Origin of the sequence: Streptomyces sp. NPDC059009 (assembly GCF_042740175.1) — a bacterium.
Lineage (GTDB): Bacteria > Actinomycetota > Actinomycetes > Streptomycetales > Streptomycetaceae > Streptomyces.
In genome coordinates this window covers 76,687-94,870 of record NZ_JBHYJB010000046.1, presented here as the reverse complement: position 1 = coordinate 94,870, position 18,184 = coordinate 76,687, and the positions used below count along the sequence as shown (strand labels likewise).

Sequence of the window (18,184 nt, the reverse complement as noted above, 5' to 3'; positions counted from 1 at the left end):
CGCTTCCGCGTGCCTCCGCGTGCCTGCGCGGGTGGGAGCCGGCCGCTTCCGCGTGCCTCCGCGTGCCTGCGCGGGTGGGAGCCGGCCGCTTCCGCGTGCCTCCGCGTGCCTGCGCGGGTGGGAGCCGGCCGCTTCCGCTGTGGGCAGGCGTCCCGCACGGCGGGACGGGTGGGCACAGCCCACGACGCAGGGTGCGATGAACCAGAAAGATCAGCCCCGACGACCTCGGGCAAGCAACAGAGAGGCCAGCACCGAACCGGCAAGCACCAACCCCGAGTTGACCACAACAGCACCGGTCACCCCAGAAAGCACCGAGCCCCGCGCAGCGACCACCGCACTCATCACCGGAATCCCCAACGTGATCCCCACCTGCTGGGTCATCGTCGCGAGCCCCGTGGCCAGCCCCTGCTCATGATCGGGAAGCCCCGACGTCGCCGTGGCCGTGAAGCCCACGAGGGGCGTGCGCACCGTCCCGTACCGCCCGACCACCCGCCCGCCCAGCGGCCCGCCGAGCACGGTGCCGAGCCCGAGCACCCCGAAGGCCAGCCCCGTCGCGAGCGGCGAGTAGCCGAGGACCTCCTGGAGGTACAGGGTCAGCAGGAACACCAGCGAGGTCTCCGTGGCGAAGGCCACGAGCCCGGCCACGTTGCCCCACACGACGCTGCGGCGCCGCATGATCCGTACGGGTACCAGGGGCGCCGCGGCCCGCTGCTCGACGAACCAGAACCCGACCAGCAGCGCCAGCCCAACACCGATCCCCACCACACCAATTGGGTCGGCCCAGCCCTCCGCCCCCGCCCGCGTCAGCCCGTACACCAGGGCCAGCAGGCCACCCGTCACGGTCACCGCGCCCGGCACGTCGAGCCGGTGCCTGCACACGATCTTCGAGTCACGGATGACGGACGGTGCGAGAGCGACGACGGCGGCGGCGACCGGCACGTTGACGAGGAACGCCCACCGCCACGACAGCAGCTCGGTCAGCAGCCCGCCGAGCACGGCGCCCGCCGTGAACCCGGCCGACATCAGGGCGCCGTTGAGCCCCAACGCCCGCTCCCGCAGCGGTCCTTCGCGGAAGGCCGTCGTCAGCAGGGCGAGCCCCGCCGGGGTGACGGCGGCCGTCGCGAGACCTTGCAGGACGCGGGCCACGATCAGCGTCTCCGGCGTCGTGGCCAGCCCGCCGAGCAGCGACGACAGACCCAGCACCGCCATCCCGCCGACGAAGAGCCGCTTGCGCCCGAAGAGGTCGGCGACCCGCCCGAAGAAGAGCGTGAACCCGGCGGCGGCCAGCGCGAACGATGTCGCTATCCACTGCAACTGCCCGAGCGGGAAGCCGAGTCCGGCGCCCACGGCGGGCAGCGCCACGTTCAGGATGGAGAAGTCCACGGCGACCATGAACTGGGAGCCGAGGAGGAGCGTCAGGACGAGCGTCTGCCGGCCGGTCATGCGGGGCACGGCCTCGGTGGTGGCCCGCGCGTCGGACGCGGGCTCTTGGAGCGGGGACATCGCACGTGACTCCTTGTGGCTCAGAGGGAGTCGATGTCGACCGCACGCGCCATCGCCGCATAGCCCGCGTCGTTCGGGTGCAGGTGGTCACCGCTGTCGTACGCGGGGCGGATCCGCTCGGGGTCCGCGGGGTCGGCCAGCGCCTTGTCGAAGTCGACGTACGCGTCGTACTCGCCGGACGTGCGCACCCACGTGTTGAAGGCGTCGCTGACCGCCGCCGCGTGCTTGCCGTAGTGGTCGGAGCCGCCGAGCGGCAGCAGCGTGGCCCCGACGATCCGCTTGCCCTCCGCGTGCGCCTCGCGGATCAACGTCCGGTGCCCGTTGATGAGTTCGCGGGCGGACACGACGGGCGCGGGCTTGTAGGTGGGCTTGTCGGTCTCGCTGAAGCCGATGTCGTTGAGCCCTTCGAGGACGACGACCGTGGAGACGCCCGGCAGGTCGAGCGCGTCCCGGCGGAAGCGGGTGGAGCTCTTGTCGCCGTACCAGGCCGAGTCGTTGAGGACCATGTTGCCGCCGATGCCCTCGTTGACGACGGGGCGCGGCGTGCCCGCCTTGGCGAGGCGCCCGGCGAGCGCGTCGGACCAGCGGCGGTTGAGGTCGGTGGAGGAGGCGAAGCCGTCGGTGATGGAGTCGCCGAAGAGCACGACTCCCTTGCCCGCGTGCTCTCTCGGCCCGCCCGTCACGTCCACGCCCGACAGGTAGTACCAGGACTCCGTCGACTCCTTGAACGCCCCGCCCCCGGTGTCCCGGATGTGGTCGCCGTCCGCGCGGTAGCTCGTGGCGAAGGACTGGGCGTGGAAGGTGGCGGGCCCGGTGGTCCGCTTCAGGTGCAGCGTGACGGTCACGGACTCAAAGGGCTTGAGGTCCAACTCGGCGGCATCACTGGAGAGTTGACCGTACGCGGGGATGGTCACCGAAGGCTTTCCGCCAAAGGTGAGCCGCCGCACCGATCCGTCCTCGACGGCGGAGCCCTTCGTTCCCTTGGTGCGGGCGACGGTCGCGCCTGCGATGTGCAGGGGCGAGGGTCCGTACGCGTTGGAGAGCCGGATGCGGGCCCGGTCGCCGCCCGCCGTGACACGGACGACCTGGCGCAGGGTCTGTCCCGAGAAGCCGGACTCCGACCAGTTCGCCTTGAATCCGGTGCTCGGGCGCTGCGGGGCCGCGGCCCAGGCGGCGCTCCAACTGTCGTGGCTGTTGGATTCGTTGTCGGCCTGCGCGGAGGTCACGGCGAGGCCCGCCGTGAGGGCGAGCGCGGCGGTGGCGACGACGGTCTTGCGGGCGAGCGTCTTGCGGGCGGCAGCAGACATGGGAATCTCCGGGGAGTGAGGGAGGGGGAGGCGCTCGGTCGTCCGTGAACCGGACAACTCAAAGATCCGCCGACGCCACTTCCCGATCAACGGCGAAGCGTGAAACGATCCACGCGCTATCGCTTATCGATGCAGGTCAGAGGCTATTCGTAGGGGGAGCGGCCGTGGAACGGCATGAGCTGGAGACCTTTCTGACGCTCGCCGAGGAGCTGCATTTCGGACGCACCGCCGAGCGGCTGCTGCTCTCGCAGGCGCGGGTCAGCCAGACCGTGAAGAAGCTGGAGCGCAAGATCGGCGCCCCGCTCTTCGAGCGCACCAGCCGGGTGGTGCGGATGTCGCCGCTCGGACGGCAGTTGTACGAGGACGTGGCGCCGCTGCACGCGCAGATGGAGCAGGCCCTGGCGCGCGCGAAGGACGCGGCGCGGGGCGTCGAGGGCGAGCTGAAGGTCGGCTTCCTGGGGTCGGGCGCGGGCTCGCTGACCGCCGCCGTCCTCGCGACGTTCAAGGAGCGCTGCCCGCGCTGCGAGGTGCGGATGCGCGAGACGCAGTTCCAGGACCCCCTGGGTGCCCTGCGCGGCGGCGAGGTCGACGTCCTGTTCACCTGCCTGCCGGTGGCGGAGCCGGACCTCACCGTCGGCCCGGTCGTCATCAACGAGCCCCGGGTCCTCGCCATGCCGCTCGGCCACCCCCTCGCGGGCCGCACCTCGATCTCCCTGGAGGAGCTGGCGGGGGAGACCTTCTTCGGCGTCGTGAACAGCGCGCCCGCCTACTGGTGGGACTTCCACGTGCCGTCGCGCACCCCGAGCGGCCGCGAGATCCACCGAGGCCAGGCGGTCTCCACCTTCCAGGAGCTGATGACGCTCATCGCGACGGGCCAGGGCATCTCACCGGTCATCGCCTCCGTCGAGACGTACTACTCACGGCCCGACGTGACATTCGTGCCGATCCACGACATTCCGAAGGCGGACGTCGCGCTGATCTGGCGGACGGAGGGCACCAACTCCCGCACGCAGGCGTTCATCCGCGCGGTGGAGGACACGGTTACGGCCAATGGCGGTCCCGCCGAGTTCTAGGGAGTGCGGGCGCGGGCAGGAACCGTGTCCAGCATCCTGACCCCGCGCCCCCGGGGTCAGGATGCGTCCCGTGACCGCCCTGACGTTCTCCGCCGCGTTCATCACGTTCTTCTCGGTCGTCGGCCCGCCCAAGGTGCTCCTCGCCTTCGCGGAGCTGGCCCAGACCCGGGAGCTGTCTGCACTGCGCCGGATCGCCCTCGTCTCCTCCGGTGCCGCCGTCCTCGTGGGCCTGGTGGTGAGCGTCTCCGCGCCGTGGGTGCTGAAGCTCTTCCACATCTCCACGCCCGCGCTCCAGCTCGCGGGCGGCATCATCTTCTTCCTCTACGCCGTCGGCCTCGTCCTCGGCATCCACCTCGGCTCCGACGGCCCGCACGCCGCGACGCCCGACCTGATCGGTGGCGTGCGCGAGCTGCTCATGCCGTACATCGTGAGCCCGCTCGCCCTGACGGCGGTGCTGATCGAGGCCGCCGAGCGCGAGAACTCGTGGAGCTGGCGCTCGACGGTCGGGGGCGCGTACGTGTCCGTGATCGCCCTGAACCTGGTCTGCGTCCTGCTCCTCGGCCACTTCCTGCGCCGCACCCACCACACGGTCACCGAACTCCTCGTCCGCCTCCTCGGCCTGCTGCTCGCGGCGGTGGCCGTGGACCTGATCCTGGACGGCCTCTACGACCTGGGCGTCAAGGCGCTGCATCCGCCGTTCGGCCAGTGACGCTCGCCGGCGGCGCCTGTGCGACCAGCATCTCGGGCCGCCCGCTGACCAGCAGCCACGCGGGCAGCGCCGCCACGCACAGCAGCGGCAGCAGGTCCAGGTCGAGGACGACGGTCGCCGCCGTGAACAGCGACAGCCAGCCCTGCCGGGTGGTGGCGAGCAGCAGCCCGAGGATGGCGCAGCTGACGGCGAGCGCGGGCTGTACGGAGTCCACGAGGGCGTGCGCGCACAGGCCGAGCGCCGTTCCGGCGAACACGGCGGGGAAGATCCGCCCGCCCCGGAACCCGGCGCAGGACGCGACGGTCAGCGCCGCCAGCTTGACCACGCCGAGCAGCAGCAGATTCCCCGCCCCGCGCCCGCCCGCGTCCGCCGTCAGCTCCTTCATCTCCTCCAGGCCCTTGAACAGGGTGAGTTGACCGCCCAGCGCCCCCAGCGCGCCGAGCACGACCCCGCCCACGGTCAGCATCAGGACCGGGTGCGGCAGGGCGTGGAAGACCCGGTGCAGATACGGGAAGGCGGCGACGGCACCGAGTCCCGCGAGCGCGGCCAGCGGGCTGATCACCAGCGCCGCGGCCCCGTCCGCCCAGTGCGGGCCCCGGAAGTCCGGCAGGTCCACGGAGAACGCCGGGTGCGCCACGAGCACGGTGGTGAGGGCACCCGCGCCCGCCGCGACGAGGGGCGCGAACAGCCGGTCCCACAGGGGCTGTTGAGGGCTGCCCCCTTCGCTCCCGCTGCCGCCGCCACTGCTGAGTGACTCCGAGAGCACGAGGGCCGCCGCCACCGGCGTCCCGAACAGCGCCCCGATCGTCCCGGCCGCCGCGAGCGCCGCCCACGCCGCGCCCGGCACCCGGGGCAGCGCCCGTACGCCGAGCCCGTACGCGAGGGCGATGTTGATGGCCGTGATGGGGTTCTCCGGGCCGAGGCTCACGCCGCCCGCGAGTCCGACGAGCGCGGTCAGCGCGATGCCGGGCAGCACGCGCAGCGGCAGCGGCGGGTCGACGAGCCCGGTCGTCGCCGGGTCGGGCCCGGCGTGCCCCGGCACCTTCCACACGAGGAGCCCGACCACCAGTCCGGCGGCCGTGAGCACCGCGAAGGTCCACCCGGCAGAGGTCCCGTCCACGCCCGCCCAGTCCGGCACGGAGTCCCAGAGCAGGTCCTGCAGCCGGTCCGCGACGGCGGAGAGGGCGAGCAGCACGAGACTGCTCCCGACGCCGATGAGCAGCGCCGGGAGCACGGTCGGGAGCAGGGCGCGGGCCTGGGCCGTCCCGCCGCCGCTGGTCATGCGCGTCAGCTGGTGGTCGACCCGGTGGACGACCGGTCGTGGCACAGCGCCCAGATCACGAAGATCCCGATGGCGATGGAGATGAGACCCCACAGCGGCTGGTACGGCAGCCACACGAAGTACACGACGATCGCGAGGGCCGCGAGCCCGATGCCGGTGGCCCGCGCCCACTCGGCGCCCTTGAGGATGCCGTAGCCGGTCACCGCGACCAGGATCCCGAGGATCAGGTGGATCCAGCCCCACGTGCTCAGGTTGAACTTGTAGACGTAGTCCCCGAGGCGCTCGTACACGTCGTCCTTGGCGATTCCCGCGATGCCTTCGAGGATGCCGAGGATGCCGTTGACCAGCATCAGGACACCCGCGAAGACGGTGCCGCCGACGGCCCAGCCGCTCTCCGCGTCCCCGCCCTTGTCCGCGTTCTTCTCCGTCTTTTCCGTGTCGCTCATGCTTCGACCCTGTGAGGGGCGCGGGCGTGCGGCTACCCGGGTGGGCCGTTCAGGTGTCGCGGTCGTGGTCGCACTCGAACCAGATGGTCTTGCCGTCGCCTCCCGGCAGGTGCCACACCTCCCAGCGGTCGGTCACCGCGTCGACGAGCAGCAGTCCGCGTCCGCCTTCGGCCAGGCCGTCGGGGTAGGGGGGTTCCTCGGGCGGGAGATCCGGACTCCCGTCCGCGACCTCCACACGCACTCCCTGCTCGCGCCGCCGGATCAGCACCGTGCAGCGCCGGTCCGGCACATGGCGTACGACGTTGGCGACCAGCTCCGTGAGGGCGAGCACGGCGGCGTCGGCGAGCGGGTCCATGCCCCAACTCGTGAGGTAGCTGCGGAGGATGAGGCGCAGGTGCCGGGCCGAGTGGTCACTGACCGTGAGGCTCATCCGGTAGGAGTCGCCAACTCCGGGGTCCAAGAGGTGAGTTGCGTGATTCACGTCACCAGACTGAAGCGGTTTGATTACGCTGGGCTACGTCTAGAGAGCAACACTGCCGGGCGTTGCCGGCTGGGGGTGGCCGTTCCCATGGTGCGCATCAATGAACTGGACCCCAGCGCGTCGCCGCTGGACTACTACGGCTCGGAGCTGCGCCGCTTGCGGGAGGCGGCGGGCCTGAAGCAAGGGCAGTTGGGGGACTGCATTTTCTGTACGGGTTCCTTGGTCGGACAGATCGAGACGGCGAAGAAGGTGCCGACGCGGGACTTCTCCGAGCGGGTGGACGCGGCGCTGGGGACGGATGGGGTGTTCTCGCGGTTGGTGGGGCTGGTGTTGCGGAGCCAGTTGCCGAGCTGGTTCCAGGCGTATGCGGAGATGGAGGCGAGAGCGGCGTATATCTCCACGTTCCAGGCTCAGTTGGTGTACGGCCTTCTCCAGACCGAGGGATACGCCCGTGCCGTTCTCGAAACGGGTCAGCCCAGCAACCTCGATGACCTGGTGGCCGCGCGAATGGAGCGGCAACGCATCTTGAGCAGGGAGCGGCCACCTCTTGGGCTGGTTGTCCTCGACGAATCCGTACTCCATCGACCGATCGGTGGGGTCGACGTGATGCGAGACCAACTCGCGCACCTATTGAGCTTCCAGGAAGCACGGTGGCTGCAACTTCAGATCCTGCCGTTCGGGGTGGGGCAACACGCAAGCTTGGATGGGTCGTTCAACCTGCTCCGGTTCGACGATGACCCGGACTTGATCTATACAGAGGACCTGATCTCGGGCCACATGACGGCCAACCCGGAAACCGTTCGTGAGGCCAGCCTTCGTTACGCTAGCTTGCAGGCCGCCGCCCTCTCTGCAGAGGATTCGGCAACTCTGATCAGGCGTGTACTGGAGGAACGTTATGGGCACGAAGCCGGATCTGACCAACGCACCCTGGCGTAAATCCAGTTACAGCGGCAGCACAGGCGGCGACTGCATAGAAGTCGCTCAAGCCCCTTGCAAAGGCACCGTTGCGGTTCGCGACAGCAAGAACCCCGGTGGGCCCACCTTCTCCGTCGCGCCGCACGCCTTCGTGGCCTTCGTGACCGCCGCATCCCAGGGAACCCTCTAGCAGCAAACGGCGCGATCCGGCCCCGGCGGCGTCAGGTGAGGCCTCGGATTGCGTCGAGTGGCCGCCGTGCCAGGACCACCGCTCGAACACCGGTTTGCCCCGCCCGCCCCGGCCAACCGCCTGCGCACACCGTCCCGTACGCGGCGTGAACTTCCCGTTTCACAGGGTGAATTGAGCCACTCAGTCACCGGAGCTACACAATCCGTTACCGCTCCGCATAGCCTTCCTGAGTGTCACGGAGCCAGTGGTTCGGGCGGCCACTGCTCTTGGTGTCCGGTCGTACGCCGCGTCGTTCTCCACTGCCGGAGCGACGGGGCGGACCGGACACCGTCTGGGGGAGAGGGGAGGGAGGCCGCACCGTTTCAGGAGCGGTGCGGCCTTCTGCCTCCAGGAGGGGAGGCGGCGGACAAGTGGGGTCACGGGACCGGTAGTTGGGGCTACCAGGTGGGGCGTGCCCCCACTCCGCCGTCCACCACCAGATCGGTTCCCGTGATCCAGGACGCCGCGTCCGAGGCGAGGAACACGCAGGCGGAGCCCACGTCTTCGGGGCGGCCGAGGCGGGTGAGGGGCGCGGCGGCGGTCCAGCGGGCGACGCCCTCGGGCCAGGCGTCGGCGAGGCCGGGCCGGTCGATGAGGCCGGGCGAGACGCTGTTGACGCGGATGCCGAGGGGCCCGTACTCCAGGGCGGCGGAGCGGGCGAACATGATCAGGGCGGCCTTCGAGGCGCTGTAGTGGGCGTGCCCGGCGGCGGGGTGGGAGCCTTCGATGGAGGCGATGTGGGTGACGGACCCGCCCCCTTCCTGGTCCCGCATCCACCCCGCGGCCGCCTGCGTGCAGCAGAACGCACTGTGCACGTTGGCCTCGTTGACCTCACGCCACTCGGCAGCCGTCATGCCCGCGAGGTCCTGAACCGGTTGTACGCCCGCGTTGTTGACGAGTGAATCGAGCCGCCCGCGCCAGGCGTGGGCCTCCTCGACGAGGTGGTGGCAGTCGGCCTCGTCGGTGAGGTCGGCCGGGACGGCGAGGGCGTCCCCGCCGCGGTCGGTGATGCGCTGCACCAGCTCCCGGGCTCCCTTGTCGCCCCGGTGGAAGTGGACGACGACGGCCGCCCCCGCCTGGGCGAACCGCCAGGCGATTCCGGCACCGAGGAGACCGCTGCCCCCGGTGACGAGGGCGACCCGCCCGGACAGCAGGGGCAACGTCTCGTCGCGCAACGACTCATCACTCATGCGCCCCATCCTCCGTCATCCTCAACGGGGCGTCGGGACGGCACAGTTCGCGGATGACCTCCGCCCGCCCCGGATACCGCGCAGCCAGCGCATCGGCGTCCCCGCCCTCGTAATCCCGCTCCATGAACCCCGGCGCCATGGTCGTCCCGACCAGTGACCAGCCCCCGCCCGCCGCGACCCGCGCCCCCATCCAGGTCCCGGCGGTCACGACGAACTGCACGATGTCCGGCCCCAGTTGGACGATGCGATCGCTGCCGTCCGGTGCGAGCAGCACCAGCTCCAGCGGATCCCCCCGATAGAAGTGCCAGATCTCGTCGATGGGGAGCCGGTGGAGGGCGGAGAAGTCGTCGGGGGCGGAGGTCAGGAGGACGAGGATCGCGGAGCCGGCGGGCCGCCCGTCCGGTCCGGGCGGCCCCGCCCACGTACGGCGGAAGCGGCCGCCCTCCACGGGCAGCGGTTCGAGCCCGTGGCGAGCGGCAAGGGCCTCCGGGTCGTCAGGACTTGAGGATGTGGACGTCATAGAAGAACTGGTACCGCGTCGGGTCGTCCGGCAGGAACCAGTGGAAGCCCTCCAGCAGGAACACCGCGACGAGGTTGACGGCGATGATGAGGGCGACGAAGCCGAACACCAGCCGCCCGACGGTGCGTTGGGGGCGGATCTGGATCTCGCGGGCCGCCGTGAGGTGGGCGAGCGACATGACGATGCCGACGGCGACGACGGACGCCATGAAGAGGATCCACGCCCACACGTACATGTGCAGGCCGAGCACCGGGGCGCCGTAGCCCTTGTCGCCGGGCAGGATGTGCAGCATGGTCTGCCGCCAGGCCGCGAAGCCGCCCCCGATGCAGGCGACGAGCGCGAGACCCCAGCCGGCCATGTAGTCGCGCCCGGTGACGGTGCCGGTCATGCCCTTGCGGACGATGTGGAGGGCGCCGAGCGCGGCCAGCAGCATGAACATGCGCTGCACCATGCAGAGCGGGCACGGGTAGTCCCAGCTGCCGAACTGGACGCCGAGCCCGGCGCAGACGATGCCGGTCCAGCCGACGGCGAAGAAGCAGGCGAACCAGTACTGCACCTGGCCGAGGAACCCCTCGGCGTCCCGCTCCGCGAGCGGCGCTGTGGTCGTGGTCATCAGTAGCTCAGCCCCAGCTTCAGGCTGCTCGTGATGTGGTGCGAGAGCAGCAGGATGGTGGCGAGGAGCACGATCCACCAGGCGGCGAGGACGAGGGTCCGGGAGCGCTGTTGATAGAGCGCGACGATCGTGGCCAGGAGGCCACAGAAGATGAGCGTGTCCATGGCCCCGGACGGTAGGAGGGCGGGCGTGCGCGGGCCGGGGAGCGGGTGCCGGACGCGCGCGAAGTCCCACGGGAAGGGACACGGGCCGTACGCCGGTTGGCGGTGCGGGGGCGGCGGGCCGGCCCGCCGGTGCGCAGCCTGGTCGTATGACGCCCCCTGCCGCTCCGGCCGCCCCCGAGGGCCCTGGCGGTCCCACGGGCTCTGCTGGCCCTGGCGGTCCGGCTGACCCTGCGGGTCCTGGCGGTCCGGGCGGTGGCCCGTGTCGGCGTGCGGTGTGGCAGCGGGGAACCGGGGCCCCGCCGGGGGGCTCCCGGCTCTACGGGCCCGAGCACCCCCACGGGCCCGAGTCCCTCGGGGACTGGTGGCGGCAGTTGCCGCCTGCCGCCGGGTCCGCCGTCATGGCCACCGGGATCCTCTCCGTCGGGCTCGGTCTGCTCGGGTACGAGGGGGTCTCGCGGGTCCTTCTCGGGGTGGCCGGGGTCGCCTGGCTGGTCCTCGCGGCCGCCTTCGTGAACCGGTTCGTGGGGGAGCGGACGCACTGGGAGGCGGACGCCGACACCCCGGCCGCGCTCACCGCCGTCGCCGCGACCACCGTCCTCGGCACCCGGTTCACCGGGCTCGGCTGGCGGCCCCTCGGCGCCGCACTGCTCGCCCTCGCGGTCGTGCTCTGGCCCGTGCTGCTCACGTTCGTCCTACGGCACCTGGGGCGCCGTATGCCCGGCGTCGTCTTCCTCGTGTGCGTCGCGACCGAGGGCATCGCGGTCCTCGCCGGGACGCTCGCCGCCGCCTGGCCCGCCCCGTGGCTCGCCCGCGCGGCCCTCGTCTTCTTCGTCCTCGGGTTCGCCCTCTACGCGGCGGTCTTCCCGCGCTTCGGCCTCCACTACGTCCGGGACGGGGCCGGGGACCAGTGGGTGGCGGGCGGGGCGCTCGCCATCTCGGCGCTGGCGGGCGCGAAGCTCGTGGGCGCGAAGCTCGCGGGCACGGAGCTCGTGGGGCCGGCAATTTTCGAGGGTGCCGCCCACGACGTCCTGCGCACCGTCACCCTCGTCGTCCTCGCCCTCGACCTCACCTGGTACGCGGTCCTGCTCTGCGCCGAACTGCGCTGGCCCCGCCCCCACTACGACGTGCGCCGCTGGGCCACCGTGTTCCCCATGGGAATGACGGCGGTGGCCACGCTCTCCGTGGCCACCGCCGCCCAGGTCCCCTGGCTCACCCGGCCAGGACAGGTACTGCTGTGGATCGCGCTCGCCGCCTGGCTGCTCACGCTCGCCGGTCTGCTGCGCCGAGCAGCCCGCGCACCGCGGCCCGGTCCACGCTCGTGAGGGCGCGGAGAAGGACCGGGGTCAGCAGGACGAGGGCGACGCCGACCAGCGAGACACCGGCGATCTGCCACGGCGACTCGATGTAGTACTCGTGGTGCGTGCCGCCCGACGTGGTGAAGTCGAAGACGCGGTAGCCGGGCCAGTCCAGGTAGTGCGGGAACACCCAGGCGTAGGTGGGGAAGAGCGCGACCACCCAGCCGGTCACGAAGAACGTCACCGCGAGCACGAAGCTCGCCACCCGCCACGGGAACATGACCACCTGGAACACGAGGGCCTTCCAGCCCGCCGCGTCCGCGACCCGCGCCCGCACCGCGCCCCACGCGCCCGCGCCCTCCGGCACCGCGACGGGCGCGGGCGCCGCCACGTCCAGGCCGAGCGCGCCCCGGGCCCGCCCGCGCTCGGCGGCCCCGAGCCCCCGCGCCCCGGCGAGCATCGCGGCGAACACCGGCAGGCCGAGCAGCGTCACCAACAGCCCCGCGCCGAGCGAGAACAGCGTCACCGCGAAGGCGAACCCGACGATCGCGACCGGCAGCGACCCGACGGTGTACCCGAGCTCGCGGAAGGTGACGGCGCTGAACGGGGCGCGCCAGAAGCTCCGTCGGGGAGCGGCCACGGAGCCGGAGTAATGGGTCGGGTAGTCGGTGGAGCGGGGAGTGGTGAGCGTCGTCGTCATGGCGGGCCTCTTCGTCTGCGTCTTCGGCATCGGTGGGGACGTTCCGTGCTGATGCCTCAACTCTCGCCGAGCAGGCGGCCCGAGGGCATGGGGCGACCATGCCTCTTGGGGTGGTGCTAGGCCCCCTATACGGGGGACCGGTTGAGACCCGCTACACCGGGGACGGGGTGAGGCCCGTCTCCTCTTCCTGTTCCGCCTCCGACTCCGGCTGCGCCGCCAGGCGGTGCGCGCCGATGACGCTCGCCGTCCCCTCCGGGTCGAGGAGATGCACGGGCAGCCGCGTCTGCGCGCGGATGTGCTCCTCCAGGCCGGGCAGGAGCGCCCCGCGCCCGCACAGCAGGATCCCCCGGTCCAGGACGTCGTGGGCGAGCTCGGCGGGGCTGTCCGTCATGACCGCGCTGATCAGGTCGACGATCTCCTCGCGCAGCCGGAGCGTGAGCCCCGGCAGGTCGGCGGGGGCGAGCTCCTGGGCGCGGGGCCAGCCGCCGGTGAGGTCCTTGCCGCGTACGGGCAGCGGCTCCATGGCCGAAGTGGCCTGTGCCAGACGGAGTTTGGCGTCCTCGGCGGACTCGGCGCTGACCATCAGGCCGTACCCGAGGCGGAGGTGCTGGGCGAGGGCGGCGTTCACGGTCTCGCCGCCGTAGTCGGAGCTGCGGGCCGCCATCGTGTAGCCCATGGTCATCATGGCGGCGGAGGTGCGGTGGGTGCCCACGTCGACGACGAGGGCGCCGGAGGGCTCCCGTACGGGCAGGCCGAGGCCCACCACGTGGGAGAGGGACTTCGGTATGAGACGTATGCGGCGCAGGCCCGCTTCCTCGCAGAGCTCGGCGAGGGCGCTGCGCTGCAGGGGCGTCGCCCCGTCCGGCACGCACACCGCGGCCTCGCCGTCCTCCCCGGGACCCGGGACGCCGGCGTCGGCCGCCGCGGCGCGCAGGGCGGCCCGCAGCAGGCGTACGGCGGCGTGGGGGTGCGTCACGACGCCGCGCGCCACCGGCTGGATCACCTCCAGCTCGGCGGGCGCCCGGCCGCGCAGCCGCAGCGCGTCGGTGCCCCAGGCGCGCACCTTGCCCGCGTGATCGAGGGCGACGATCGAGGGCGCGCACAGGACGGCGCCGCCCACCGGGCCCGTGCACAGACGCAGGGTGGAGCTCCCCAGGTCCAGTGCGAGGGTCTGCTGCCGTGTCCGCCGCATGGTCCGCCCTTCCCGCCGCCGATGCGCGTCGCGCGCTCTGCTCCTGACTCTCGCAGCAGGTCAGCGGGTGCGCGAACGCTGGCGGGCTCTCCTTAGGCCACCCGAAAACGGGTGCCGTGAGAACGCGAAACGGCGAGCGGAAATTCGATGCCGCCGGACGCGGGAGCGCGGGTAGCGTCGGCGTCCATGACTCCCGCGCACCCGCTCCCCGCCGACCCGACCGTCCTGCACCCGATGCCGGAGCAGCCCCGGGTGGTGCTCCTGAAGCCCCTCGTCACGTCGCCGCTGATCGAGGTCGGCGAGTTCTCGTACTACGACGACCCGGACGACCCGACGCGGTTCGAGACCCGCAACGTCCTCTACCACTACGGCCCCGAGAAGCTCGTCATCGGCAAGTTCTGCGCGCTCGGCGAGGGCGTCCGCTTCCTCATGAACGGCGCCAACCACCGCATGGACGGCCCCTCCACCTTCCCCTTCCCCATCATGGGCGGCTCCTGGTCCGACCACTTCGACCTGATCTCGGGCCTGCCGGGGCGCGGCGACACGGTGGTGGGCCACGACGTGTGGCTCGGCTACCGGACGCTGGTGATGCCGGGGGTGCGGATCGGGCACGGGGCGGTGGTGGCGTCGGGCTCGGTGGTCGTGGACGACGTACCGGACTACGGGATCGTGGGCGGGAACCCGGCGCGGCTGATCCGGACGCGGTACAGCGAGGAGGAGGTGGCGCGACTTCTCCGACTGGCGTGGTGGGACTGGCCGCTTGAGCACCTCACGGCGCATGTGCGGACGGTGATGTCGGGCACGGTGGCGGAGCTGGAGGCAGCGGCTCCGTAATCGGGGGAGTGCCCTACAGGGGCGCGGGGCTGTGTCGATATGCGGCTCCGCCGCGTGGGCGCGACAAGCCCCCACCGGCCCGCAGTGGAAGAACCACCCGTCAACGGGGCCCCCGAACAGCACTGCGCCCGACCACCGTCCCCGCCCGGTCGATACAGATGACGTCGACCGCGACGGGGGCACCCCGCAACACGGCCAGGGCCTGGTCCCGGGCCTCCGCCGCCACCAGGTCCCCCAGCGCAACCCCCGCCGCCAGGCTCAACTGCAGCGCCGCAAGCCCCGTGTTGGCACCCGCGATGTCCTCGCAGAGGGCCGCGTCCGCGCCCCCTCGGCGGGCCAGCCCGGCCAGGAACCCCTTGTCGACCTGGGACCTCCCCGAGTGCAGATCCATGTGCCCCGCCGCCAGCTTCGACAGCTTGGCGAAGCCCCCGCAGAGGGTCAGCCGGTCCACCGGATGCCGCCGCACGTACTTCAGGACGGCCCCCGCGAAGTCCCCCATGTCGAGGAGTGCGTCCTCCGGCAGCCCGTACTCGGCGACGACGGTCTTCTCCGACGTCGAGCCCGTGCACCCGGCGACATGGGTGTGCCCGGCGGCGCGCGCCACGTCGACGCCGCGCCGGATGGAGTCGATCCAGGCGGAGCACGAGTAGGGGACGACGACGCCGGTCGTGCCGAGGATCGAGAGCCCGCCGAGGATGCCGAGCCGCGGGTTCCAGGTGGAGCGCGCGATCTCCTCGCCGTGATCGACGGAAACGGTGATCTCGACGTCGCCCCGGGCCCCGTACGCCTCGGCGACGCGCGCCACGTGGTCGCGCATCAGCTGCCGGGGCACGGGGTTGACGGCGGGCTCCCCGACGGGCAGCGGAAGGCCGGGCTTGGTGACGGTGCCGACGCCGGGCCCCGCGACGAAGACGACCCCCGCACCGGCGGGGAGCGCCCGCACGGTGGCCCGCACGAGGGCGCCGTGCGTGACGTCCGGATCGTCCCCGGCGTCCTTCACCACGCCCGCCATCGCCCACGCGCCGTCCCCCAACTCCTCGGCGGCGAGCGCGAACGACGGGGTGTGCCCCTTGGGCAGCGTGACGGTCACGGGATCGGGGAACTCACCGGTCAGCAGCGCCGTGTACGCCGCCGTCGCCGCGGCCGTCGCACAGGCCCCGGTCGTCCATCCGGCCCGCAGCCCGGTGTGCTTGAGTTGACCGCTCCGCCCACCCCCGGGGGCACCGACACCGTCGGCCCCATTCGCCCCACCCACCACACCACTCACGAGAGGACCCACCCCACCGTGCACGTCCTGATCCTCGGCGGCACCGCCGAGGCCCGGCGGCTCGCCGAGGTCCTGCACACCGCCGCGCCCGCGGGCACCCGGGTCACGACCTCGCTCGCCGGTCGCGTCGCGGCGCCCCGGCGGCCCCCGGGGGACGTCCGCGTGGGCGGCTTCGGCGGGGCCGAGGGGCTGGTGGGGTGGGTGCGCGAGCACCAGGTGGACGCGGTCATCGACGCCACACACCCTTTCGCGGGGACGATCAGTTTCTCGGCGGCGGCGGCCACCGCCACGGCCCATGTTCCCCTGCTCGCGCTCCGCAGGCCCGGCTGGGTCGCGGGCCCCGGCGACGACTGGCACCCGGTCGGCTCCCTCACCGAGGCCGCCGCCCTCCTGCCCGCGCTCGGCGCCCGCCGTGTCTTCCTCAGCACCGGCCGCCTCGGGCTCGCCGCCTTCGCCCCGCTCGGTGAGTTCCACTTCCTCCTGCGGTCGGTGGAGCCGCCCGAGCCGCCCCACCCCCCGCATCTCCAAGTCGTCCTGGACCGGGGGCCGTTCACCCTCGACGGGGAGCGGGAGCTGCTGCGCACCCACCGCGTGGACGTCCTCGTCACCAAGGACAGCGGCGGCGCGGCCACCGCCCCCAAGCTGGCGGCGGCCCGGGAGGCGGGCATCCCGGTGGTGGTCGTGCGGCGGCCACCGGTCCCCGAAGGGGTTCCGGTGGCGGCCGACGTCGAGCAGGCCGTCGCCTGGGTCCTTACTCTTCCTCGCTCGCCAGCGCGTTGACCGCCGCGGCCGCCATCGCGCTGCCGCCCCTGCGCCCCCGTACGACGAGGTGGTCCAGGCCGAGGCGCTGCGCGGCCAGGGCCTCCTTGGACTCGGCGGCGCCGACGAAGCCGACCGGTACCCCGATGACGGCGGCGGGCCGCGGCGCCCCCTCCGCGACCAGTTCGAGGAGCCGGAAGAGGGCCGTCGGCGCATTGCCCACCGCGACCACGGCCCCCTCGAGGCGGTCCCGCCACAGCTCGAGGGCGGCCGCGCTCCGCGTCGTGCCCAGCTTCGCCGCGAGGTCCGGCACCGCCGGGTCGGAGAGCGTGCACAGCACCTCGTTGCCGGCGGGCAGCCGCCTGCGGGTCACGCCGCTCGCCACCATCTGGACGTCACAGAGGACCGGCGCCCCCGCCCGCAGCGCCGCCCGCGCACGGCTCACCACGTCCGGCGTGTACGCGAGGTCCCGTACGAGATCGACCATCCCGCAGGCGTGGATCATCCGGACCGCGACGCGGGAGACGTCCGCGGGCAGCCCCGCGAGGTCCGCCTCCGCGCGGATGGTGGCGAAGGACTGGCGGTAGATCTCCGCACCGTCCTTCTCGTACGTGTATCCGCCGTCCTTCTCGTACTCGTGCTGGTACCCGTACTCGTGCACTCCGGCCCGCCCGCCCTCGTCGTCCCGCACCGCTCTGACCGCTCTGACCGGCCCGATTGTCCCTCAGAGGCCCCGGCTGAGGTGCCGCCGCCCGCGCCCCCTGCCATGTTGAAGTCATGAGCCACGACCACGGCGCCCCCTCGGCGGCCCAGGGAACCCTCACCGGGACGTACCGGAACCGGCTGCTGTGGACCATCGGCATCAGCGCGAGCATCACCCTCATCCAGGTCGTCGGCTCGCTCCTGTCCGGCAGCCTCGCGCTCCTCGCCGACGCCGCACACAGCCTCACCGACGCGATCGGCGTCTCCCTCGCGCTCGGCGCGGTCACCCTCGCCCAGCGCGCCCCGACGCCGCGCCGCACCTTCGGCTTCTACCGCGTCGAGATCTTCTCGGCGGTCCTCAACGCCCTGCTCCTGCTCGGCATCTTCGTGTGGGTCCTGTACTCGGCGATCCAGCGCTTCAACGAGCCGGTGGAGGTGAAGGGCGGGCTGATGTTCGCCATCGCCGTCCTCGGCCTGGCGGCGAACGGCGTCGGCCTCTACCTCCTGCGCGACGCCAAGAACGACAGCCTCAACATGCGCGGCGCCTACCTGGAGGTGCTCGGCGACGCCCTCGGCTCCATCGCCGTCATCGTCGGCGGCCTCATCATCCTGTTCACCGGCTGGCAGGCCGCCGACCCGATCGCCTCCATCGTCATCGGCCTGCTGATCGTGCCCCGCTCCTACCAGCTCCTGCGCGACGCCACCCACGTGCTCCTGGAGGCCACGCCCCAGGACACCGACCTCGACGAGGTCCGCCGCCACCTCCTCGACGAGCCGGGCGTGGTCGCCGTCCACGACCTGCACGCCTGGACGGTGACGTCCGGGATGCCGGTGCTCACCGCGCACATCACCGTCGCCGCCGACGCCCTGCGCGCCGAGGACTACGGAAAGCTCCTGGCCCGCCTCCAGGACTGCCTCGGCGACCACTTCGACATCGCGCACTCGACGCTGCAACTGGAGCCGGAGGGACACCGGGAGCCGGAACGGGTGCTGCATTCGTAGC

The 18,184-nt window shown here is 72.3% G+C and carries 21 protein-coding genes; 8 read left to right on the top strand and 13 right to left on the bottom strand.

Annotated features, from left to right (window positions below):
• Positions 1-210 precede the first annotated feature (210 nt).
• Both ACFWYM_RS36310 and ACFWYM_RS36305 read right to left on the bottom strand, forming a co-directional pair.
• Positions 211-1,503 (bottom strand): MFS transporter, encoded by a 1,293-nt coding sequence (locus tag ACFWYM_RS36310; RefSeq protein ID WP_384847002.1) that lies wholly within the window; start codon positions 1,501-1,503, stop codon positions 211-213.
• A 20-nt stretch (positions 1,504-1,523) separates the two neighbouring features.
• Positions 1,524-2,810, bottom strand: a complete 1,287-nt coding sequence (locus ACFWYM_RS36305; protein ID WP_384847000.1) for an SGNH/GDSL hydrolase family protein — start codon at positions 2,808-2,810, stop codon at positions 1,524-1,526.
• 164 nt (positions 2,811-2,974) lie between these two features.
• Here ACFWYM_RS36305 and ACFWYM_RS36300 point away from each other — a divergent pair, with 164 nt between their 5' ends.
• Complete coding sequence (locus ACFWYM_RS36300) at positions 2,975-3,883, top strand: LysR family transcriptional regulator (RefSeq protein WP_384846998.1); 909 nt, start codon at positions 2,975-2,977, stop codon at positions 3,881-3,883.
• A 70-nt stretch (positions 3,884-3,953) separates the two neighbouring features.
• Complete coding sequence (locus tag ACFWYM_RS36295; protein WP_384846997.1) at positions 3,954-4,592, top strand: MarC family protein; 639 nt, start codon at positions 3,954-3,956, stop codon at positions 4,590-4,592.
• On the opposite strand, the gene ACFWYM_RS36290 is transcribed toward ACFWYM_RS36295, so the two are convergent.
• The 3 genes from ACFWYM_RS36290 to ACFWYM_RS36280 are packed head-to-tail and all read right to left on the bottom strand — an operon-like array spanning position 4,561 to position 6,750.
• Complete coding sequence (locus tag ACFWYM_RS36290) at positions 4,561-5,874, bottom strand: ion channel protein (RefSeq protein ID WP_384847008.1); 1,314 nt, start codon at positions 5,872-5,874, stop codon at positions 4,561-4,563. The genes ACFWYM_RS36295 and ACFWYM_RS36290 overlap by 32 nt on opposite strands.
• A gap of 5 nt (positions 5,875-5,879) precedes the next feature.
• On the bottom strand, positions 5,880-6,320 hold the full coding sequence (locus ACFWYM_RS36285) for a hypothetical protein (RefSeq protein WP_384846995.1): 441 nt from the start codon (positions 6,318-6,320) through the stop codon (positions 5,880-5,882).
• 49 nt (positions 6,321-6,369) lie between these two features.
• Positions 6,370-6,750, bottom strand: a complete 381-nt coding sequence (locus ACFWYM_RS36280; protein ID WP_384847006.1) for an ATP-binding protein — start codon at positions 6,748-6,750, stop codon at positions 6,370-6,372.
• Between the two features lie 138 nt (positions 6,751-6,888).
• On the opposite strand from ACFWYM_RS36280, the gene ACFWYM_RS36275 reads away from it, so the two are divergent.
• Positions 6,889-7,737, top strand: coding sequence for a helix-turn-helix domain-containing protein (locus ACFWYM_RS36275; protein WP_384846993.1), 849 nt, complete (start codon positions 6,889-6,891; stop codon positions 7,735-7,737).
• Positions 7,697-7,906, top strand: coding sequence for a DUF397 domain-containing protein (locus ACFWYM_RS36270; RefSeq protein ID WP_384846991.1), 210 nt, complete (start codon positions 7,697-7,699; stop codon positions 7,904-7,906). Before ACFWYM_RS36275 ends, ACFWYM_RS36270 begins: the two co-directional genes overlap by 41 nt.
• A gap of 437 nt (positions 7,907-8,343) precedes the next feature.
• On the opposite strand, the gene ACFWYM_RS36265 is transcribed toward ACFWYM_RS36270, so the two are convergent.
• Genes ACFWYM_RS36265 through ACFWYM_RS36250 form a run of 4 tightly spaced genes read right to left on the bottom strand, consistent with a single transcriptional unit; the run spans position 8,344 to position 10,432 of the window.
• A complete protein-coding gene (locus tag ACFWYM_RS36265; RefSeq protein WP_384846989.1) occupies positions 8,344-9,135 on the bottom strand; it encodes an SDR family NAD(P)-dependent oxidoreductase in 792 nt (263 codons plus the stop codon).
• Positions 9,128-9,655, bottom strand: coding sequence for a cupin domain-containing protein (locus ACFWYM_RS36260; protein ID WP_384846987.1), 528 nt, complete (start codon positions 9,653-9,655; stop codon positions 9,128-9,130). Before ACFWYM_RS36260 ends, ACFWYM_RS36265 begins: the two co-directional genes overlap by 8 nt.
• Positions 9,630-10,268, bottom strand: a complete 639-nt coding sequence (locus ACFWYM_RS36255) for a disulfide bond formation protein B (protein WP_384846985.1) — start codon at positions 10,266-10,268, stop codon at positions 9,630-9,632. The genes ACFWYM_RS36260 and ACFWYM_RS36255 overlap by 26 nt, the downstream gene beginning before the upstream one ends.
• Positions 10,268-10,432 (bottom strand): DUF5993 family protein, encoded by a 165-nt coding sequence (locus ACFWYM_RS36250; RefSeq protein ID WP_384846983.1) that lies wholly within the window; start codon positions 10,430-10,432, stop codon positions 10,268-10,270. Before ACFWYM_RS36250 ends, ACFWYM_RS36255 begins: the two co-directional genes overlap by 1 nt.
• Before the next feature lie 398 nt (positions 10,433-10,830).
• On the opposite strand from ACFWYM_RS36250, the gene ACFWYM_RS36245 reads away from it, so the two are divergent.
• Positions 10,831-11,754, top strand: a complete 924-nt coding sequence (locus ACFWYM_RS36245; protein WP_384846981.1) for a tellurite resistance/C4-dicarboxylate transporter family protein — start codon at positions 10,831-10,833, stop codon at positions 11,752-11,754.
• Here ACFWYM_RS36245 and ACFWYM_RS36240 read toward each other — a convergent pair.
• A complete protein-coding gene (locus ACFWYM_RS36240; RefSeq protein WP_384846979.1) occupies positions 11,693-12,457 on the bottom strand; it encodes a sensor domain-containing protein in 765 nt (254 codons plus the stop codon). The two genes, ACFWYM_RS36245 and ACFWYM_RS36240, sit on opposite strands and share 62 nt — an antisense overlap.
• 121 nt (positions 12,458-12,578) lie before the next feature.
• Positions 12,579-13,619 (bottom strand): rod shape-determining protein, encoded by a 1,041-nt coding sequence (locus tag ACFWYM_RS36235; RefSeq protein WP_384846977.1) that lies wholly within the window; start codon positions 13,617-13,619, stop codon positions 12,579-12,581.
• A gap of 186 nt (positions 13,620-13,805) precedes the next feature.
• Here ACFWYM_RS36235 and ACFWYM_RS36230 point away from each other — a divergent pair, with 186 nt between their 5' ends.
• Entirely contained in the window at positions 13,806-14,453 is a 648-nt protein-coding gene (locus ACFWYM_RS36230; RefSeq protein ID WP_384846975.1) for a CatB-related O-acetyltransferase, read from the top strand.
• 100 nt (positions 14,454-14,553) lie between these two features.
• On the opposite strand, the gene ACFWYM_RS36225 is transcribed toward ACFWYM_RS36230, so the two are convergent.
• Positions 14,554-15,720, bottom strand: a complete 1,167-nt coding sequence (locus ACFWYM_RS36225) for a cobalt-precorrin-5B (C(1))-methyltransferase (protein ID WP_384846973.1) — start codon at positions 15,718-15,720, stop codon at positions 14,554-14,556.
• Positions 15,721-15,738: 18 nt separating this feature from the next.
• On the opposite strand from ACFWYM_RS36225, the gene ACFWYM_RS36220 reads away from it, so the two are divergent.
• The gene (locus ACFWYM_RS36220) at positions 15,739-16,500 is read left to right on the top strand and encodes a cobalt-precorrin-6A reductase (protein ID WP_384846971.1); all 762 of its coding nucleotides are present in this window, start codon (positions 15,739-15,741) and stop codon (positions 16,498-16,500) included.
• On the opposite strand, the gene ACFWYM_RS36215 is transcribed toward ACFWYM_RS36220, so the two are convergent.
• Positions 16,472-17,140, bottom strand: a complete 669-nt coding sequence (locus ACFWYM_RS36215) for a precorrin-8X methylmutase (protein ID WP_384847004.1) — start codon at positions 17,138-17,140, stop codon at positions 16,472-16,474. The genes ACFWYM_RS36220 and ACFWYM_RS36215 overlap by 29 nt on opposite strands.
• Positions 17,141-17,256: 116 nt before the next feature.
• Between ACFWYM_RS36215 and ACFWYM_RS36210 the strand changes: the two genes are divergently transcribed.
• Positions 17,257-18,183, top strand: a complete 927-nt coding sequence (locus tag ACFWYM_RS36210; RefSeq protein ID WP_384846969.1) for a cation diffusion facilitator family transporter — start codon at positions 17,257-17,259, stop codon at positions 18,181-18,183.
• The last annotated feature ends 1 nt before the right edge of the window (position 18,184 follow it).

What these genes read in the sequence shown, in the direction of transcription:
- ACFWYM_RS36255 (WP_384846985.1), bottom strand. Translation starts at nt 10,268, where the DNA reads ATGACCACGACCACAGCGCCGCTCGCGGAGCGGGACGCCGAGGGGTTC.
- ACFWYM_RS36285 (WP_384846995.1), bottom strand. Translation starts at nt 6,320, where the DNA reads ATGAGCGACACGGAAAAGACGGAGAAGAACGCGGACAAGGGCGGGGAC.
- ACFWYM_RS36270 (WP_384846991.1), top strand. Translation starts at nt 7,697, where the DNA reads ATGGGCACGAAGCCGGATCTGACCAACGCACCCTGGCGTAAATCCAGT.
- ACFWYM_RS36250 (WP_384846983.1), bottom strand. Translation starts at nt 10,432, where the DNA reads ATGGACACGCTCATCTTCTGTGGCCTCCTGGCCACGATCGTCGCGCTC.
- ACFWYM_RS36260 (WP_384846987.1), bottom strand. Translation starts at nt 9,655, where the DNA reads ATGACGTCCACATCCTCAAGTCCTGACGACCCGGAGGCCCTTGCCGCT.
- ACFWYM_RS36290 (WP_384847008.1), bottom strand. Translation starts at nt 5,874, where the DNA reads ATGACCAGCGGCGGCGGGACGGCCCAGGCCCGCGCCCTGCTCCCGACC.
- ACFWYM_RS36280 (WP_384847006.1), bottom strand. Translation starts at nt 6,750, where the DNA reads ATGAGCCTCACGGTCAGTGACCACTCGGCCCGGCACCTGCGCCTCATC.
- ACFWYM_RS36235 (WP_384846977.1), bottom strand. Translation starts at nt 13,619, where the DNA reads ATGCGGCGGACACGGCAGCAGACCCTCGCACTGGACCTGGGGAGCTCC.
- ACFWYM_RS36240 (WP_384846979.1), bottom strand. Translation starts at nt 12,457, where the DNA reads ATGCCGAAGACGCAGACGAAGAGGCCCGCCATGACGACGACGCTCACC.
- ACFWYM_RS36230 (WP_384846975.1), top strand. Translation starts at nt 13,806, where the DNA reads ATGACTCCCGCGCACCCGCTCCCCGCCGACCCGACCGTCCTGCACCCG.
- ACFWYM_RS36245 (WP_384846981.1), top strand. Translation starts at nt 10,831, where the DNA reads ATGGCCACCGGGATCCTCTCCGTCGGGCTCGGTCTGCTCGGGTACGAG.
- ACFWYM_RS36310 (WP_384847002.1), bottom strand. Translation starts at nt 1,503, where the DNA reads ATGTCCCCGCTCCAAGAGCCCGCGTCCGACGCGCGGGCCACCACCGAG.
- ACFWYM_RS36210 (WP_384846969.1), top strand. Translation starts at nt 17,257, where the DNA reads ATGAGCCACGACCACGGCGCCCCCTCGGCGGCCCAGGGAACCCTCACC.
- ACFWYM_RS36265 (WP_384846989.1), bottom strand. Translation starts at nt 9,135, where the DNA reads ATGAGTGATGAGTCGTTGCGCGACGAGACGTTGCCCCTGCTGTCCGGG.
- ACFWYM_RS36305 (WP_384847000.1), bottom strand. Translation starts at nt 2,810, where the DNA reads ATGTCTGCTGCCGCCCGCAAGACGCTCGCCCGCAAGACCGTCGTCGCC.
- ACFWYM_RS36275 (WP_384846993.1), top strand. Translation starts at nt 6,889, where the DNA reads ATGGTGCGCATCAATGAACTGGACCCCAGCGCGTCGCCGCTGGACTAC.